Genomic DNA, 17,432 nt, shown 5'->3' on the forward strand with positions numbered 1-17,432 from the left:
GCGATAGACTAGCGCCCATGCGCAATCTCTATCTCGTCCTTGCCGCACTCGCCTGCATTGCCGCGGTGGTAGCCCGCGCCGCAACGGGAACGCCGTGGCTACCTCTAGTCGCCCTCATTATTGGCGGCGTTTTTCTAGTTTTGGCCCTGCGGAGCAACTTCGAGCCGGCCAAAGAAGCCACCTTTGAGGATTTGGATAAGGAGCAGCTCGCGGAGCTGCAACGACTGCTGGCCAACGGCCAATTCGGCGCAGCAGTAGGTCAGGTGCGCCTGTGGTTCAGGGGGACTTCGCAGGAGCGCGCCGAAGAGATAGTCAAACAACTCGCATAGCCCTGGACCCCCACGCTTTTACCCCAAAGGAATACCCCAGCGCGCGACGCATGCGTGCGGTTTCGGTACAGTGTGGGGCATGACTGAACGTACACTGATTCTCATCAAGCCGGACGGCGTAAAGAACGGCCACGTAGGCGAAATCATCTCCCGCATCGAGCGCAAGGGCCTGAAGCTGGCCGAGCTCGACCTGCGCGTTGCTGACCGCGAGACCGCGGAGAAGCACTACGAGGAGCACAAGGACAAGCCATTCTTCGGCGACCTCGTCGAGTTCATCACCTCCGCACCGCTTATCGCTGGTGTTGTTGAGGGCGAGCGCGCCATCGAGGCATGGCGCCAGCTGGCTGGCGGCACCGACCCAGTCTCCAAGGCCACCCCGGGCACCATCCGCGGTGACTTCGCCCTGACCGTTGGCGAGAACATCGTGCACGGCTCTGACTCCCCAGAGTCCGCAGAGCGCGAAATCGCTATCTGGTTCCCGAACCTCTAAACTTCTGCGCACTTAGCGCATCATTCAGCCCGAGCCTGTAGGCTCGGGCTTTATTTATTGCTTGACTCATAAGCCTAGGCGGAGAGCCACATGCCGAGAATCCGGCCCTACCCTGAATAAGTATTGAAACGGCAAAGCCGCAAATACGTAGAGAAGCAGAACTGGAGCAGGGGTTTTGTTTCGGGGCTGAAGGTGCTTAACGCGGCAGATCATTGCTGAGGATATAGCACGCGAAGTCATTTACTTCGCAGACTAGGACTGGAGTTCTCCTAATCGAAGGAGAGTAACTGGCGCAGTGTGCGGAAGGCTTCCTTTTGCACTCGATGGGTAACGGTACGGCCCGATTGTTGCTTGATTAAAAGACCGGATTCCCTCAACTTGCCGAGGTGATGAGAAACCGTCGGTTGGCTAAGGCCGGAAAGCGCGGTTAACTCCGTAACACTCATTGGGCCGCAGCCCTCGTCGCACAATACGGATAGCAGGCGCAGGCGGGCTGGGTCGGCAAGTACCTTAAATTGCTGGGAAAAGCGGAGGGAGTCGCCCTGGCTGAGCGGGCCACTGCTCAGGGAACAGCACTGTGCATCCGGGGTGTTATCGGCATTGCTAGGGGAGGAGTCCATGTACACAGTATAAGGAGTCTGCCTCCCACTCCGTTATATTGACGAGTATCAATATGGGTGACTAAAGTACTGCTCGAAAGTTGAATTACTCGTCGCACAAGGAGAGCCATGGCCGTTACGCAACGCCCAAAGTTGTCATTTCTCGATAGATTCCTTCCCGTTTGGATCATCATGGCCATGGCTGTGGGGCTATTGATAGGCCACTTCCTGCCAGGCATTGGAGAAGCACTGTCTGCTCTAGAGGTTGGCGGTATTTCTCTTCCAATCGCGCTGGGCCTGCTAGTTATGATGTATCCGCCCCTGGCTAAAGTCCGCTATGAAAAGACCCGAGATATTGCTGCCGATGGCCGGTTGATGGTGGTATCGATTGTGTTGAACTGGTTGGTGGGGCCTGCAGTGATGTTCACCCTGGCGTGGATATTTCTTGCCGATCAGCCAGAGCTGCGAACCGGCCTGATTATCGTTGGGCTAGCCCGTTGTATCGCAATGGTCCTAGTATGGTCCGATCTCTCCTGCGCCGATCGGGAGGCCACCGCCGTTCTTGTCGCCATAAACTCTGTATTCCAGGTAGCCATGTTCGGTGTGCTGGGATGGTTCTATTTGCAGATTTTGCCAGGGTGGTTGGGGCTAGATACCACCTCTGCTGATTTCTCTTTCTGGTCTATCGTCACCGCGGTTCTCGTATTTTTGGGAGTCCCCCTGCTGCTTGGAGTGCTCTCACGGGTCTGGGGTGAGAAAGTCAAAGGCCGCGAATGGTTTGAAAACCGCTTCCTTCCGGTAGTTTCTCCCTTGGCGATGATCGGCTTGCTCTATACCATTGTGTTGCTGTTCTCCCTGCAGGGAGAACAGTTGGTAGCGCAGCCTACTGCGGTGGTTAGAGTGGCGATTCCACTGGTTATTTACTTCGTTGGAATGTTTTTCCTTGCCTTGGGCGTAGCAAAAGCCGGGGGAATGAACTACGCACAGTCTGCTTCCGTGGCTTTTACCGCAGCCGGAAATAACTTCGAGCTAGCCATTGCAGTTTCCATCGGCACCTTTGGCGCCGCGTCAGCACAGGCCCTCGCCGGCACCATCGGGCCACTGATTGAAATCCCAGTGCTCGTGGGCCTCGTTTATATAATGCTCTGGATAGGCCCGAAGCTCTTCTCAGGAGACAAAAGCTTGCCAAGTTAACGCCGGCCCACCTGATATAGGCAGCGAACCCCAGTCGGCGTGATGGTGATGGTCCACTTTGCGGGCGCGGTGCGCAGGCCCATGCGGCTTAGCTTCACCAGGTCCGCCTTTGCCAAAGCATCGAGGTGCTCGGATAGTGGGTCGAGGTCTACCTTCATGAACTTCGAGAGGGCAGTGGAATTAATCGTGTTTCCCTGCACCGCGCCGGCGGCGACGAGGGCGGTGAGGATGTCCGAGTGGGCGTCGGCAAGCTCCAAGCGAGCCTCCGTAACCCCGTCGAGCGGGTCTTTTTCCAGGATCTTGTTAATGCGGCGCCGGCCGATCCGGAAGGACTGGGAAAACATGCTCCAGATGCCCAACGGCAAGCCAAAGGCCCACCACGCGCCGGACAGCATCCCGGCAACGGGCGGGGCCAGCTCTACCTCTGGGAGCAGGCCGGCTGCGCTCAGTGGCGCCATGACCAATGGCGCAGCGATCGGGATAAACGGTGCGATATAAGCAATCGTGGGATAGTCGCCATCGCGGAATTCCTCTTGCGCAGCGTTGATGCCGCGCGGGTAATTGCGGATGAGGTGCACCAACCCCAGCACCGCAAAGACGGCAAAAACACCGGCTCCCATCAACATATAGTCCACGCCTGTGTTGGCGAAGCCAATGGCAAAGCCGGCCGGTACGCCAAAGTAAAGTGCGGAGCGCACCGGGACTTCATTGCGCTGTCGGTACTGCGCGAGTTCGCGCGCGGGGATTCGTGCTAGTTCTGCCACCCCGCCAACATAACACCGCCTGCCAGCTTGCCCGCGGTTCTGTGACACAATGGGGGATAGCGCGTACGAGACGCGGCATAACTTCATATCCCACAAACTTTTTTAGCGCGCACTATGCCTCGTGCGGCGGCGGTACGGTCTTCGGCCGTGCCTGCGCCCGAGGCCGCGCCCCATAGAGACGATATACAGGAGTAAGCCCGAACATGGTGGCACAGAACTCTCAAGAAACAACTGAAAGCCTCAAGGCAGCGGCGCTTTTGGCCCAGAACCTGGAGCGCAGCCAACTCAAGGACAAGACCCGCGTGTATTCCCTAGCCAAGCAGCTGGGGCTTTCCTCGCGCGAGTTGGTGGCACAGCTTAAAGACATGGGCTTGAAAAAGAGCGCGCAAAGCTCCCTTTCCCGCGAGGAAGCAGGCCAGGTGCTCGATGCTGTGGCGAATGCCGCTGCGGTTGCCGACGCCCCCGCGGGCGATACCACTGAAGCGTCGGCTGAAGATCCCGAGGACAAGCCTGCTGCGCAACCGGAAGAAAACCCGGACGAGAAACCGGAAAAGAAGCCAGCGAAGAAGCGCGCCAAGCGCGCCCGCAAGGCCACCCGTAAGTCCGCCGCACCAGCGCCCGAAGAGCCGGCAGATACCGCCGAGTCAGAGGAAGGGGGGCAGTCCACGGAAGACGAAGAACCCCTGCGCCACCGCGTGCGCAAGAACGTGGATAATGAAATCTCCCAGATCGAAGACAAGGTAGAGGCATCGCTTGCTCAGGCTGCGGCCGAAACTGGCGCAGCCACCGAGGACTCCGAGCACGCTGAAGCAGAAGTACCCGAAGCAGCAGAAGCCACGGAGGAGGCCGAAAAAGCATCTGCGAGCGGCTTTGATACCGGAACGGTTGATGCGGCAAAGCTGCACGAGGCGCTGGCAGAAGCCGGCGAGGACTTCGAGGATGACTACTACGCGCCGCACATCGTCCCACGGGCCGAATCCGAGGAAGACTCCGGGCACTATGACTTTGCGCCCATCTTCATGGCCCCGCAGCTGGACGAGGCTGCGGCATTCGCACCGGCTCTAGATGCAGCGGAGGAGGACTCCTCAGCCGACGACTCCGCAAGCGACGACAACGAGGATGCTGCAGACTCCGCCGCAGAAAGCCGCGAGCACTCCGGCTCCGACCGCGGTTCCGGAAAGCCTGAGGGCCGCCGCCGCGGGCGCCGCGGCGCATCCCGCGGACGCGGCGCCGGTGCGAAGCGTGAAGAGCAGGCAGACGAGCCCGAGCACATTGAAGAGCCGAAAGCCATCCGCGGCTCCACGCGCATCGAGGCTCAGAAGCGCCGCCGTGCCGAGCTGCGCGAAAAGGGCCGCACCCGCCAGCACATCGTCTCCCAAGCGGAGTTCCTTGCCCGCCGCGAAGCTGTGGAGCGCACCATGGTGGTGCGCGATAAGGAGCGCGAGGACGGCGCCGGCATTATCACCCAGGTGGGCGTGTTAGAGGATGACCTGTTGGTCGAGCACTTCGTGACCACCGAATCCCAGGCCTCGCTCATTGGCAATATCTACTTGGGCCGCGTCCAAAACGTGCTGCCGTCCATGGAGGCGACTTTCGTGGACATTGGACAGGGCCGAAACGGCGTGCTCTACGCCGGTGAAATCGACTGGCGCAAGACCAAGCTGCACGGGCGCGCCCGCAAGGTAGAAAACGCCCTGAAGTCTGGTGACCAGGTGCTGGTGCAGGTGGCCAAGGATCCCATCGGTCACAAGGGCGCGCGGCTTACCACCCAGATTTCCCTTGCTGGTCGCTACCTGGTCTACGTACCAGGTGGGCGCAGCGCCGGCATTTCCCGCAAGCTGCCCGCTCCGGAGCGCAAGCGCTTAAAGGATATCCTCGGCCGCGTGGTTCCAGGCGATGGCGGCGCGATTATCCGCACCGCCGCCGAAAACGTCCCAGAAGAGGCAATCGCCACCGACGTCAACCGCCTGCACAGCCGGTGGGAGGACATCGTGGCACACGCTAAGAAGGAAAAGTCCTCCAAGGGCGCTAAGCCGGTGACCATGTATGAAGAGCCCAATATGCTCATCAAGGTGGTGCGCGATCTCTTCAACGAGGACTTCACCGAGCTCATCGTCGATGGCAAGCGTTCCTTCAATACCGTCCGCGCCTATGTAGATTCCATGGCGCCGGACCTTGCGGACCGTGTGGTGCGCTACCGCGCCAAGGACCACGGCGGGCAGGATGCCTTCGAGGCTTACCGCATTGATGAGCAGCTGCATAAGGCGCTCTCGCGCAAGGTATGGTTGCCTTCCGGCGGCACGTTGGTCATCGACCGCACCGAGGCCATGACCGTCATCGATGTCAATACCGGCAAGTTCACCGGTTCCGGCGGCAATCTGGAAGAAACCGTTACCCGCAATAACCTCGAGGCGGCCGAAGAAATCGTGCGCCAGATGCGCCTGCGCGATCTCGGCGGCATGATCGTCGTGGACTTTATCGATATGGTCCTGCCAGAAAACCAGGATCTGGTGCTGCGCCGCCTGAAGGAAGCCTTGGGCCGCGATCGCACCCGCCACCAAGTATCCGAGGTTACCTCGCTGGGCTTGGTGCAGATGACCCGTAAGCGCCTGGGCACCGGCTTGGTGGAGACCTTCTCTACCGAGTGCGAGTGCTGCAACGGCCGTGGCATCATCATTCACCAGTATCCGGTGGACGAGGCCGAGGACGATCAGCGCTCCAAGCATTCTGGCCGCAAGTCCAAGGCACACAAGAAGCAGCACCACGATCCGCAGCAGCACCCGACTGCGGTGGCGATGCATAAGCACGAGCTTGACGACGCCCCCGAGAGCTCCTCCAAGCCTAAGCGCTTTAAGAAAACCCAGGCGCCGGTCTACGGTACCGAGAGCGAAGAGGCCGCGCGAGAATCTGCGAAGACGTCGTTGGAAGACCTGGTAGCAAACGTCGTTGTGGATGAGCGTGGTCCGGCTCAGTCGCACGCTGGATCGGAAGAGGACAGCGGGGAGCATGACCGCAACAAGGAGCGCGGACGTGGACGCGGTCGCCGCCGCGCGCGCAAGCACACCCAGACTGAGGTATCCGATATCGAGGCCATCGCGTACGCCGCGGCGGATAATGCTGCTGAGAGTGACGAGGCGCAGGAATTTAATTCCTACGTCCCCGATGCGGATACGGACGCTGACTCGGGTGCTATTGCGCAGGTACACCCAGGTGCCGGGGCGGGCTCCAAGCGTGGCAAGAAGCCGCGCCGGGCGACGCGCCGGTCTAAGGCCACGCGTACGGCTGCGGGCGGCGAGCAGAAGATTACCGAGAAGGCAACGGCTACGGAGACGGCAACTGAAAAGACCTATGACGAGGCAGTAGCTGAGTTTGAGGCTTCCCCACGCCGCAAGCGCCGCACCCGCGGAAATTCGCGCTCCGATCGGCGCCCGCAGCCGCAGGATTTCGCGGTCTCTGGTGAGCAGGACTCCGCCGACACCGGCGGTAACGCTAGCGGGGCTGAAGCCCAGCGCGGAGAGAAGAGCTCGCGCGAAGAGCGCAAGGCTCGCGGGCGTGGCCGCCGTCGTGCGGTGCGCACCCAGCAGGCCAAGCGTCGGACCACCTCGCGCGTGCCGCACGAGGTCAAGGAAAAGGCGCAGGAGCACGAGCACAAGCAGGCGGGCGGGTCCGCCGAGCAGCGCCATGAAAAGGCCGCTGGCACCGCGCGTGCGGGGCGCGCCGGTGGCAAGGGCCGTGGGCGTCGCCGTGCCGTGCGCCAGGCCGCTCCTAAAAAGGCGGTAGCAGAGAATCCGAAGGCAGCGAAGACCGCCCAAGGCCGTTCGACGCAGCAGGGCGGCTCGCCGGATCGTTCCGATGCTGGCCAGCGGGCGACCACGGGCGATACCAAGGTGCTGCGCCGCGGAAAGAAGAGGGCGGTGCGCAAGAAGGGGACGTCGGCAAGCGCCAAGGCCCCAAAGGTGCAGGATAATCCGGCCCAGAAGCAGTCTTCCGCGAGCGGTGCGCACAAGGAAATGTCGCGCGCTAAGTCTGGGCGCGGCCGACGCCGCGTAGCACGGCGAAGCACGTCTTAGGGCTACGCCACGCGGGCACAAAAAGCGTGGTTTGTATTTTGTGCCCGCTACGGGGTAGTCTTTGACAGTCGCTGTTTAGTACTCACGGCGCTGGATCAGTCCGACACTCACTTAGTGAGCTGTGCGGGCATGTTCGCGCGGGAACTAAACGCAATGTGTAAGTGTCCATTCGGAACGCGGCCTCCCCGGTTGCTTCCGAGCGAGTTTAGATAAGGGGTAACCCTCTATGTACGCGATCGTCAAGACCGGCGGCAAGCAGTACAAGGTTGCTGAAGGTGACCTCGTCAAGGTCGAGAAGATCGAGGGTGAGCCAGGCTCTGCCGTAGCTCTCACCCCGGTTCTGCTCGTCGATGGCGCCGATGTTAAGTCCAAGGCTTCCGACTTGGAGAAGGTTTCTGTCTCCGCAGAAATCGTAGAGCAGGGTAAGGGCCCTAAGGTCGATATCCTGAAGTACAAGAACAAGACTGGTTACAAGAAGCGTCAGGGCCACCGCCAGCCTGTGACCACCTTGAAGATCACCGGTATCAAGTAAGCCTTAACCGGCTGTAATTATCCCTAAAGGAGGGAAAACCACATGGCACACAAGAAGGGTGCTTCCAGCTCCAGCAACGGTCGCGATTCCGAGTCCAAGCGTCTCGGTGTCAAGCGCTTCGGTGGTCAGCAGGTTAATGCCGGCGAGATCATCGTGCGTCAGCGCGGTACCAAGTTCCACCCAGGTGAGAACGTAGGCCGCGGCGGCGACGATACCCTGTTCGCGCTTGCAGCTGGCTCCGTTGAGTTCGGTATCAAGCGTGGCCGTCGTATGGTCAACATCGTTCCGGCTGAAGAGGTTGCTGCAGAAGCGACTGCCTAACTTCAGGCCGATGAGGTTAATCCTCGAGTCTGCTCCAGTGAGGGCGGCTCGAGGATTTTCTGGTTTTGTGGATACCGAAACGAGGCTCCACCCGGGTAATAGATACACCACGCTAGCGTACACAACCGATGGGATGGCCCACGAGGTAGGCCGTCTCTGTCAGCTGCGGTTGGAGTCCAGCCCAAGACACGCATTACACTGGCGGGGACAAAGATTTAACAAACGGAGGGTTTGACCATGGCACGTTTTATTGACCGCGTCGTCCTGCACCTGCAAGCAGGCGACGGTGGACACGGCTGTGTGTCTGTCCACCGCGAGAAGTTTAAGCCCTTAGGCGGCCCAGATGGCGGCAATGGCGGCCACGGCGGCGATATTGTCCTCGAGGTCTCCGAGCAGATCCATACCCTGATGGATTTTCACTACCGACCGCACATTAAGGCCCAGCGCGGCGGCAATGGTGCCGGTGATATGCGCAACGGCGCCCGCGGAGAGGATTTGATTCTCGAGGTTCCCGCCGGCACTGTGGTGCGCACGGAAAAAGGGGAGACCCTTGCGGATCTCACCATCCCGGGCACTCGGTTCGTTGCCGCGGAAGGCGGGTTTGGCGGTTTGGGCAATGCCGCATTGGCCTCAAAGAACCGCAAGGCACCGGGGTTTGCTCTACAAGGTGAGCCGGGCCAGGCCCATGATCTGATCCTCGAGCTGAAATCCATGGCGGATGTAGGGCTGGTGGGCTTTCCATCGGCAGGCAAGTCCTCGCTCATCTCGGTCTTGTCGGCTGCAAAGCCAAAGATCGGTGATTATCCCTTTACTACGCTGCAGCCGAACCTTGGCGTGGTGGATATGGGAGATAGCTCCTTTACTATCGCGGACGTGCCGGGGCTTATCCCAGGCGCGGCCGATGGCAAGGGGCTCGGTCTAGACTTTTTGCGCCATATTGAACGCACGGCGGTGCTGGCCCATGTGGTGGATACCGCCACTATTGAGCCCGGCCGTGATCCGGTCTCTGATATTGAGGCGATGGAAAATGAGTTGGCTAAGTACCAGGAGGCTTTGCAGGAAGATACTGGTTTGGGGGATCTGCGTGAGCGCCCCCGCGTCATCATCTTGAATAAGGCAGATGTGCCTGAGGCCGAAGAGCTGGCGGAATTTGTCAAGGATGATCTGGAAGAGAAGTTTGGCTGGCCTGTCTTTATTATTTCGGCCGTCGCTCGCAAGGGGCTGGATCCGCTGAAGTTCCGGCTCATGGATATGGTTACTGAGCACCGTAAGGCCCAGCCGTTGCCAAAGAAGGATAAGAACCACACCGTTATCCATCCCAAGGCGCAGGGCCATAAGAAACATACCGGCGCGTTTGCTGATTTCACCGTGAAGGCCGATCCTGAGGTCGAGGGTGGCTTCATTGTTGAGGGCAAGAAGATTGATCGCTGGATTACTCAGACTGACTTTGAAAATGATGAGGCAGTGGGCTTCTTGGCGGACCGCTTGGCCAAGGCCGGTGTGGAGGATGAGCTGCGCGAGCAGGGTGCTGTGGAAGGCTGCCCGGTGACTATCGGCGGCATTACCTTCGAGTGGGAGCCGATGACCGGCGGTGATCCGACGATGGCAAGCCGTGGCGAGGACGCCCGCCTGAAGGGCACCGGCCGCGTTTCCGCCGCCGAGCGCAAGCGTGCCTCGCAGGCGCGCCGTGGCCTTATTGATGAGTACGATTATGGCAATGATGAAGAGGTCACCCGCGAGGGCGCTAACCGCGATAGGTGGCAGGGCTAGTTTCCAGATCCCCCTATTCTTGGGGTGTGCTGGAGGGTGGGCTTTGTAAACTCGGTTGGCATGTCTTCTGATGAACAGAAAGAACCCATCCTTCCGCTTCCGGTAGAACCTTTTGCCGGTCCTACCGCTGATACCCCTTTCCCGGAACCTCGCGTTGAAAACCCCACTGCTTCAGGGTTTGAGTCGGATCTCCGCCACGAAATCGCTCAGGCTAAGCGCGTCGTGGTAAAGATTGGTTCCTCTTCTCTCACGGATGAGAACTTCCGTGTCTCCCAGGAAAAGATTGATCACATCGTCGATGCCGTCCATGCGCGCATGGGCCGCTCCGATGTCATTATTGTCTCTTCCGGTGCGGTTGCCGCCGGTATGGGCCCGCTCGGCCTGCACCAGCGCCCCACCGATTTGGCTACCAAGCAGGCCTCCGCGTCCGTCGGCCAGGTGCACTTGGCCTCTGTGTGGGGTCAGTCCTTTGCGCGTTATAAGCGCACTATCGGCCAGGTCCTCCTCACCGCGTCCGATACCGGCCACCGCGACCGTGCCCGCAATGCGCAGCGCACCATCGACCGCCTGCGCCAGTTGCGCACCATCCCGATCGTGAACGAGAACGATGCGGTGGCGACGTCCGAGATGCACTTTGGCGATAACGACCGCCTTTCCGCGCTGGTGGCCAACCTGGTGGGCGCTGACGCGCTCTTCCTCTTCTCTGACGTGGATGGCCTTTACGATAAGAACCCGGCCGAGCCGGATGCCAAGTTCATCGATGAGGTGCGCACCGGCAAGGATCTGAAGGGCGTTGTGGCTGGCGATGGCGGCAAGGTCGGCACCGGCGGCATGGCCACCAAGGTCTCCGCGGCCCGCCTGGCTACCCGCGGCGGCATTCCAGTGCTGCTGACCTCCACGGACAATATTGGTCCCGCGCTTGCCGACGCCTCCGTGGGCACCGTCTTCCACACCCGCGAGGAACGCCAGCTGTCCGCCTGGAAGTTCTGGGCTCTCTACTGCGCCGATACCGGCGGAGCCGTCCGTCTCGATGAAGGCGCCAAGGAGGCCGTGACCAAGGGCGGAACGTCTTTGCTGGCCGTCGGCATTACCGATGTGCAAGGCGAGTTCACCAAGGGCGAAATCATCGACATCTTGGGCCCGAACGGTGAGGTCATCGGCCGCGGCGAGGTCCGCTTCGACTCCGAGGAGCTCCACGCCATCAAGGGCAAGAAGATGGAAGAGCTTCCCGAGGAGCAGCGCCGTTCCGTCGTCCACGCGGATTATCTGTCCAACTTCGCCTCCCGCATCTAAACCCGAGTCCGAGATTCCCCGTATGGTTGGGGCATGAAGTATTTCATGGGACCGGAAACCTGGCAGCCGATGGTAGAAGACATCGAGGCTGCCGGGCACCAACGCGTGAGCAGCATCGAGGACGCCGAGGTCTATATCAATAATGCGCCCAACCCGCGCCGCATCCCGGAGATGCCGGCGAATATCGGCTGGGTGCAGCATTGTTATACCGGCGTCAACCAGCTCATCGATGCAGGCGTCATTACCCCAGACGGCGTGCCATGGTGCAACTCCGCCGGTGCCTTTGCCCAGCCTGTGGCCGAGTCCGCACTCGGGTTGGCCCTTTCCCAGGCGCACCACCACAAGGCCTTCGCCCAAGCCGCTACCTGGTCGGTGGCCAAGGAGCTGGATGAATCCCAGGCCTGGCTCTATGACCAGCAAGGGCCGAAGAGGGTAGCGATCTTTGGCGCTGGGGGCATCGGCAAGCAGCTCATCAAGCTCCTCAAGCCCTTTGGCGTGCACATTACCGCAGTCAATCGTTCCGGCCGCGCGGTGGAAGGCGCCGATGAGGTCGTGCCCATGGAGCAGGCCGACCACGTGTGGGGCGAGGCGGATTTCATTTTCTGCATCCTGCCGGCCACCAAGGACACCGAGGGGCTTATCAATGCCGCCACCTTCCGCGCCATGAAACCCTCCTCCATCTTCATCAACGTCGGCCGCGGCAGCACCGTGGTCACTGATGACCTTGTGGAGGCCTTGCGCTGCGGCGACATCGCCGGCGCCGGCTTGGAGGTTATGGATCCCGAGCCGCTGCCCGATGGCCATCCGCTTTATGACCTGCCCAATTGCACCATGACCCCGCACATGGCCGCCTCCGCGCAGGTGGCGCAGTACCACCTGGGCGCTATCTTCAACGCCAATGCCGCGGCGTGGGAGAGGGGAGAGGCCATGCCCACCCGCGTCGATGCGGAGGCTGGCTACTAATGAAGTACACGATGCTACCCACCCCGTGGGAGGAAACCCTGCAGGCCCTCGATGCTGCCGGCCACGAGCGTGCCCCGCTGGAGGAGGCCGAGGTGCTCATCTTCAACGGCGGTCCAGATGATTTCCCACAGCCCCTGCCGCCAAGCGTGGGCCTCGTCCAAGTCCCGTTTGCTGGTGTGGACCACCTGCTCGACGTCATGCGAAATACCTCCGCCCGCTGGTCCAACGCGGCAGGGCTATATGACGCCACCGTGGCCGAATCCACCATTGCACTCCTGCTTGCCCAGTTGCATGCGCATAAGCGCGTGGGGACTAGCTGGGATAATCGCGATGAGGTGGAGGCGCACACCAGCTTCCTTTTTGAGGATAAGACGGTTGCGGTGGTGGGCGCCGGGGGCATCGGCAAGCGGCTTATCCGCATGCTAGAGGGCTTTGGCCCGCGCATCATTGCGGTCAATCGCTCCGGCAATCCGGTGGAGGGCGCCGATGAAACCTTCGCCACGGCCGACATCGAGCGCGTGTGGCCGGCCGCCGACTATTTTGTGGCGCTTGCGCCGCTCACGGACCAGACCCACCAGCTATTCGACGCCGCCGCTTTCCGCGCCATGCCCAGCCATGCTGTGATTATCAACGTCGGCCGTGGACCGCTGGTGGATACCGACGCGCTTGTCAATGCCCTACGTGCCGGCCACATCGCCGGCGCTGGCCTGGATGTCACCGACCCCGAGCCGCTGCCCGATGGGCACCCGCTATGGGAGATGCCCAACGTGGTCATTACCCCGCACCTGGCCAATCCGCCTTATTCGGTGCGGCGCCGCATCGGTGCGCATGCAGCAAAGGTCATGGAGCACTTTGCCGCCGGTGAGGCAATCCCTACGGAAGTAGATACTGAAGCCGGCTACTGATGGATAGCCCCGGTAGCCGCGCTGACGATGGCCAGCTCAACCCCACCGCGGCTGAGGTCGCTGAAATGCGCGTGGCCTTTCGTTAGGCTGGTATGACATGAGCAACACTGAACGCGAAGAAGTTCTGTCCAAAGCCCGTGCTGCCAAGGACGTAGCGCCCGTCGTGGCGCAGCTGTCCACGCCGCGCAAGAACGAAATCTTGCAGCGCGCAGCCGAAAACCTTATCGCCCACACCGAAGGTATCCTCGCCGCTAATAAGCAGGACATCGAGACCGGCCGCGAGCGCGGCATGTCCGAGTCCCTCATTGACCGCCTCTCCCTTGACGCCGCCCGCGTCGAAGGCATTGCCGGGGGCCTGCGCCAGGTAGCCGGCCTGCAGGACCCGGTAGGAGAGATCCTGCAGGGCCGCACGATGGATAACGGCATCCACATGAAGCAGGTGCGCGTGCCGCTCGGTGTCATGGGCATGGTTTATGAGGCCCGCCCGAACGTCACCGTGGACGCCTTCGGCTTGGCCATCAAATCCGGCAACGTGCCGCTGCTGCGCGGTTCCAAATCCGCCCGCAACTCCAATGCCAAGCTGGTAGAAATCTTGCAGGATACCCTCGCCGAGTTCGATCTCCCGCGCGAGGCCGTGCAGCTTCTGCCGTGCGAGACCCACGACTCCGTCCAGGACCTCATCACCGCTCGCGGCCTGGTGGACCTGGTCATTCCGCGCGGTGGCGCCAAGCTTATTGAGGCCGTCGTCACCGGCGCCACCGTCCCAGCAATTGAGACCGGCACCGGCAACTGCCACTTTTACGTGGACGCCTCTGCGGACCTGAACAAGGCCATCGACATGGTCATCAACGGCAAGACCCGCCGCACCTCAGTGTGCAACTCCACGGAGTGCGTGCTTATCGACGCCGCCTTGGACGACTCCGCCAAGCTCCGCATCATCACCGCGCTGCAGGAGGCGGGCGTGACCATCCACGGCGACGTCGCCGAGCTCGAGGCTTTCGGCGTCAAGGATGCCGTGCAGGCCACCGATGAGGACTGGCGCGAAGAGTCGCTATCCATGGATATCTGCGCCAAGGTGGTCGACGGCGTCGACGGTGCCATTGCCCACATCGCTGAGTTCACCACTGGCCACACCGAGGCCATCGCCGCGCAGGATGCCGACGTCCTAGTGAAGTTCGGCAACGAGGTAGATGCCGCCGCGGTCATGCTCAACGCCTCTACCGCTTTCACCGATGGCGAGGTCTACGGCATGGGCGCCGAAATCGGCATTTCCACCCAGAAGCTGCACGCCCGCGGCCCGATGGCGCTGCCGGAGCTCACCTCTTCTAAGTGGATCCTGCAGGGTACCGGACAGACCCGCCCCTAGTGGTGCGGCTATAATCACCACCCATGACTAGCCCACAGCGCATCGGCATCATGGGTGGCACCTTTGATCCCATCCACAACGGCCACTTGGTAGCGGCCAGTGAGGCCGCACACCGCTTTGCCCTCGATACCGTCATCTTTGTTCCCACCGGCCAGCCGTGGCAAAAGTCCCACCGCGACGTCACTGCGGCCGAGCACCGCTACTTGATGACGATGGTGGCCACGGCCTCCAATCCGAGATTTACCGTCTCGCGCGTAGACATTGACCGCGAGGGGCCCACCTATACAATCGATACGCTGCGCGACCTGCGTGAACTCTTCCCAGATGCGGAGTTTTATTTCATTACCGGTGCCGATTCGCTGGCCTCCATCATGAGCTGGCATAACTGGGAAGAGATGCTGGAGATGGCGCACTTTGTGGGCGTGACCCGCCCCGGCTATGAATTGAGCGCCGATATGCTACCTGCCGATGCGCAGGAGGCTATCGATCTTATCGATATCCCCGCCATGGCCATTTCCTCCACGGCGTGCCGCGAACGCGCCGGGCAGGGGCAACCCGTGTGGTACCTCGTTCCGGATGGGGTGGTGCAGTACATCACCAAGAACAATCTCTATGGGCCTAACCCAGATAAGCCCCTATAGAAACTTCCGCGGCCTTCCCCAGATTTTGGGCACGGGCCTGCTAAACGTGCAAGAATAGATGCTCACTAGAGATAGTTCATACCGAATATACTCAGACGCGAAAAGGGAATTTTTACACATTGTCTACTTCTGATCTCGCCCGCCGCATGGCAGAAACCGCGGCACACGCCGCGCAAGAAAAGCTGGCCACCAATATCGCGGCCATTGATGTCTCCGATGTCCTCGCTATTACCGAGGTCTTCGTGCTCGCATCTGCAGATAACGAGCGCCAGGTCGGCTCCATCGTGGATGAAGTCGAAGACGAAATGACCAAGCAAGGCTTCGAGCCGCAGCGCCGCGAAGGCAACCGCGAGAACCGGTGGGTGCTGCTGGATTATGGCAATATCGTCGTCCACGTCCAGCGCAATGACCAGCGCGAGTTCTACGGCTTGGACCGCCTGTACCACGATTGCCCAGCACTGGAGATTGAGGGCATCGAGGCCCCAGAGCGCCCCGGTGAATGGACCAATGGCGTCAACCCGCGCGAGGTCGATTCCATTGATGAGCTCCCGCTGGCCGATAAGGTCCCTGGTGAGGACGAGGAGCTTTAAACCCGCATGAGCCGTCGCCTGATCCTGATCCGCCACGGACAAACTGCCTATAACGCCACCGGCCGTATGCAGGGCCACCTGGACACTGAGCTGTCCGAGCTAGGCTATGAGCAGGCCCGCGCCGCCGCGCGCCTGCTGCAGGATCAGGGCGTGTCTAAAATCGTCGCCTCTGACCTCATCCGCGCGCGCGAAACCGCGCGCGTGGTCGCCGAGGCCCTCGGCATGGATTTCACCACGGATGCCCGCCTGCGCGAGACACACCTAGGACAGTGGCAGGGCAGAACCTCCGCCGAAGTAGATGCAGAGTTCCCAGGCGCGCGCGCCATCTGGCGCCACGATCCCACTTGGGCCCCGCCGGAGGGCGAATCCCGCGTGGATGTGGCCGAGCGTGCCCGGCCCGTCGTCGATGAGCTCATGGCAGACTTCGCCGGCTGGGATCAGGGCCCCGTCCTCATCGTGGCCCATGGGGGTGCCATCTCGGCGCTGACCTGCCACCTGCTGGGCCTTGACCACGCGCAGTACGGCATCCTCTCCGGACTGAAGAATACCCATTGGTCGCAGCTGACCGCCCGCCCGGACTTTAACCCGGAAACGCCGCTATCCTCCCTGGAGTTCACCCCAGATAATGTGGGCAGCGCCCAGTGGTATTTCGACGGCTGGAATATGGGCGGCGAGGTCACCGGGGACGGCGGGGCGGATATCTAGTGACGGTCCGCGTCATTACGGACTCCTCCGCGGGCCTGCCGCCGGAGCTGGCGGAGCAGCTATCCATCACCGTCATTGACCTGCACCTTATGGAAAGCCACGGCAAGGATGGCCTGGAGCGCTCCACCTCGGGGTTGAGCGCGCTGGAGTTGGCCGCCGCCTACGGCCGCGAAATGGAGCGTGCCCAGGATGATGGCGTGGTGGCCATTCACCTGTCCAAAGAGCTATCTTCCACCTATTCCGCCGCGGTATCCGCCTCCGGCGTCTTTCCGCACACGGTGCGGGTAATTGACTCCGGTTCGGCCGGTATGGCCATGGGCGCGGCCGCCATGTCCGCCGCCAAGCTCGCCTCCCGCGGCGCCAGCTTGGACGAGTGCTATGCCGCGGCCATCGATACCCTCAAGCGCGCGGCTACCTGGGTCTACCTGCATTCCACGGAGGACCTGCGCCGCTCTGGCCGCCTTTCCCCGGCCACGGCCGTGCTGTCTACGGCGCTGTTGGCCACCAAGCCGATTATGTCGATTACCCGGGGCAAGCTGGAGCTGGTGGGCAAGACCCGCACCCAGACCAAGGCTTTTACCAAGCTGGTGGACCTCATCGCCTCCCGCGCGGACGGCGAGCCGGCCTTCGTTGCCATCCAGCACAACCAAGCCGAAGACGCGGCTGCCAAGCTGGAGGCGCTCCTTGAAGCGGCGCTGCCGCAGGGTTCGTCCTTTATCTGCACTCCGCTTAACGACGTCCTCTCTGTCCACGCCGGCCCCTCCGCCATCGGCGTCTCCGCTGTGTTTAGCTCCGAGCCTCCCGCCGAACCAGCACATCCTCACACACGTGGTCGACCCCGCGCCTTCTCGCCGCGCCGTTCTGTGGATAACTAGGCCCACCGCGCCGGGTTCGTTGACG

General features: G+C 61.5%; 17 protein-coding genes. 15 read left to right on the plus strand and 2 right to left on the minus strand.

All coding sequences use genetic code 11. The features are described from left to right. The first annotated feature begins 17 nt into the window (after positions 1-17). A complete protein-coding gene (locus MHY08_RS08190; protein WP_239230311.1) occupies positions 18-329 on the plus strand; it encodes a hypothetical protein in 312 nt (103 codons plus the stop codon). Between the two features lie 79 nt (positions 330-408). Further along, positions 409-819 carry a nucleoside-diphosphate kinase gene (gene ndk / locus MHY08_RS08195; protein ID WP_005324068.1) on the plus strand — a complete coding sequence of 137 codons (411 nt, stop codon included), beginning with the start codon at positions 409-411 and terminating at the stop codon, positions 817-819. Between the two features lie 269 nt (positions 820-1,088). Here ndk and MHY08_RS08200 read toward each other — a convergent pair whose 3' ends face one another. Next, a complete protein-coding gene (locus tag MHY08_RS08200; protein ID WP_239192360.1) occupies positions 1,089-1,439 on the minus strand; it encodes a metalloregulator ArsR/SmtB family transcription factor in 351 nt (116 codons plus the stop codon). A 108-nt stretch (positions 1,440-1,547) separates the two neighbouring features. Between MHY08_RS08200 and arsB the strand changes: the two genes are divergently transcribed. Continuing rightward, positions 1,548-2,612, plus strand: a complete 1,065-nt coding sequence (arsB, locus tag MHY08_RS08205) for an ACR3 family arsenite efflux transporter (RefSeq protein WP_239230313.1) — start codon at positions 1,548-1,550, stop codon at positions 2,610-2,612. On the opposite strand, the gene MHY08_RS08210 is transcribed toward arsB, so the two are convergent. Next, positions 2,609-3,376 carry a hypothetical protein gene (locus tag MHY08_RS08210; RefSeq protein WP_239230315.1) on the minus strand — a complete coding sequence of 256 codons (768 nt, stop codon included), beginning with the start codon at positions 3,374-3,376 and terminating at the stop codon, positions 2,609-2,611. The two genes, arsB and MHY08_RS08210, sit on opposite strands and share 4 nt — an antisense overlap. Before the next feature lie 203 nt (positions 3,377-3,579). On the opposite strand from MHY08_RS08210, the gene MHY08_RS08215 reads away from it, so the two are divergent. The 12 genes from MHY08_RS08215 (at position 3,580) to MHY08_RS08270 (ending at position 17,407) form a co-directional block, all read left to right on the plus strand. Beyond that, complete coding sequence (locus MHY08_RS08215) at positions 3,580-7,446, plus strand: translation initiation factor IF-2 N-terminal domain-containing protein (RefSeq protein WP_239236235.1); 3,867 nt, start codon at positions 3,580-3,582, stop codon at positions 7,444-7,446. Between the two features lie 226 nt (positions 7,447-7,672). Beyond that, positions 7,673-7,978 (plus strand): 50S ribosomal protein L21, encoded by a 306-nt coding sequence (gene rplU, locus MHY08_RS08220; protein WP_005324077.1) that lies wholly within the window; start codon positions 7,673-7,675, stop codon positions 7,976-7,978. Between the two features lie 42 nt (positions 7,979-8,020). Continuing rightward, positions 8,021-8,299 carry a 50S ribosomal protein L27 gene (rpmA, locus tag MHY08_RS08225; protein WP_005324079.1) on the plus strand — a complete coding sequence of 93 codons (279 nt, stop codon included), beginning with the start codon at positions 8,021-8,023 and terminating at the stop codon, positions 8,297-8,299. A 237-nt stretch (positions 8,300-8,536) separates the two neighbouring features. Continuing rightward, on the plus strand, positions 8,537-10,069 hold the full coding sequence (gene obgE / locus MHY08_RS08230) for a GTPase ObgE (RefSeq protein WP_239236237.1): 1,533 nt from the start codon (positions 8,537-8,539) through the stop codon (positions 10,067-10,069). A gap of 60 nt (positions 10,070-10,129) precedes the next feature. Further along, the gene (gene proB / locus MHY08_RS08235) at positions 10,130-11,362 is read left to right on the plus strand and encodes a glutamate 5-kinase (RefSeq protein WP_239230321.1); all 1,233 of its coding nucleotides are present in this window, start codon (positions 10,130-10,132) and stop codon (positions 11,360-11,362) included. Positions 11,363-11,395: 33 nt separating this feature from the next. Further along, on the plus strand, positions 11,396-12,325 hold the full coding sequence (locus MHY08_RS08240) for a D-isomer specific 2-hydroxyacid dehydrogenase family protein (protein ID WP_239230323.1): 930 nt from the start codon (positions 11,396-11,398) through the stop codon (positions 12,323-12,325). Next, positions 12,325-13,230 carry a D-isomer specific 2-hydroxyacid dehydrogenase family protein gene (locus MHY08_RS08245; RefSeq protein WP_239230325.1) on the plus strand — a complete coding sequence of 302 codons (906 nt, stop codon included), beginning with the start codon at positions 12,325-12,327 and terminating at the stop codon, positions 13,228-13,230. The genes MHY08_RS08240 and MHY08_RS08245 overlap by 1 nt, the downstream gene beginning before the upstream one ends. Positions 13,231-13,327: 97 nt before the next feature. Next, positions 13,328-14,596, plus strand: coding sequence for a glutamate-5-semialdehyde dehydrogenase (locus tag MHY08_RS08250; RefSeq protein ID WP_239230327.1), 1,269 nt, complete (start codon positions 13,328-13,330; stop codon positions 14,594-14,596). A 23-nt stretch (positions 14,597-14,619) separates the two neighbouring features. Then, positions 14,620-15,237, plus strand: a complete 618-nt coding sequence (gene nadD / locus MHY08_RS08255; RefSeq protein WP_204611183.1) for a nicotinate-nucleotide adenylyltransferase — start codon at positions 14,620-14,622, stop codon at positions 15,235-15,237. Between the two features lie 146 nt (positions 15,238-15,383). After that, complete coding sequence (gene rsfS, locus MHY08_RS08260; RefSeq protein WP_179387589.1) at positions 15,384-15,827, plus strand: ribosome silencing factor; 444 nt, start codon at positions 15,384-15,386, stop codon at positions 15,825-15,827. Positions 15,828-15,833: 6 nt separating this feature from the next. Further along, on the plus strand, positions 15,834-16,532 hold the full coding sequence (locus MHY08_RS08265) for a histidine phosphatase family protein (protein ID WP_204611184.1): 699 nt from the start codon (positions 15,834-15,836) through the stop codon (positions 16,530-16,532). Then, positions 16,532-17,407: a DegV family protein gene (locus tag MHY08_RS08270; protein ID WP_204611185.1), complete on the plus strand. Its 876-nt coding sequence runs from the start codon at positions 16,532-16,534 to the stop codon at positions 17,405-17,407. Before MHY08_RS08265 ends, MHY08_RS08270 begins: the two co-directional genes overlap by 1 nt. Positions 17,408-17,432 lie beyond the last annotated feature (25 nt).

Source organism: Corynebacterium sp. ACRPJ (genome assembly GCF_022347345.1).
Lineage (GTDB): Bacteria > Actinomycetota > Actinomycetes > Mycobacteriales > Mycobacteriaceae > Corynebacterium > Corynebacterium tuberculostearicum_D.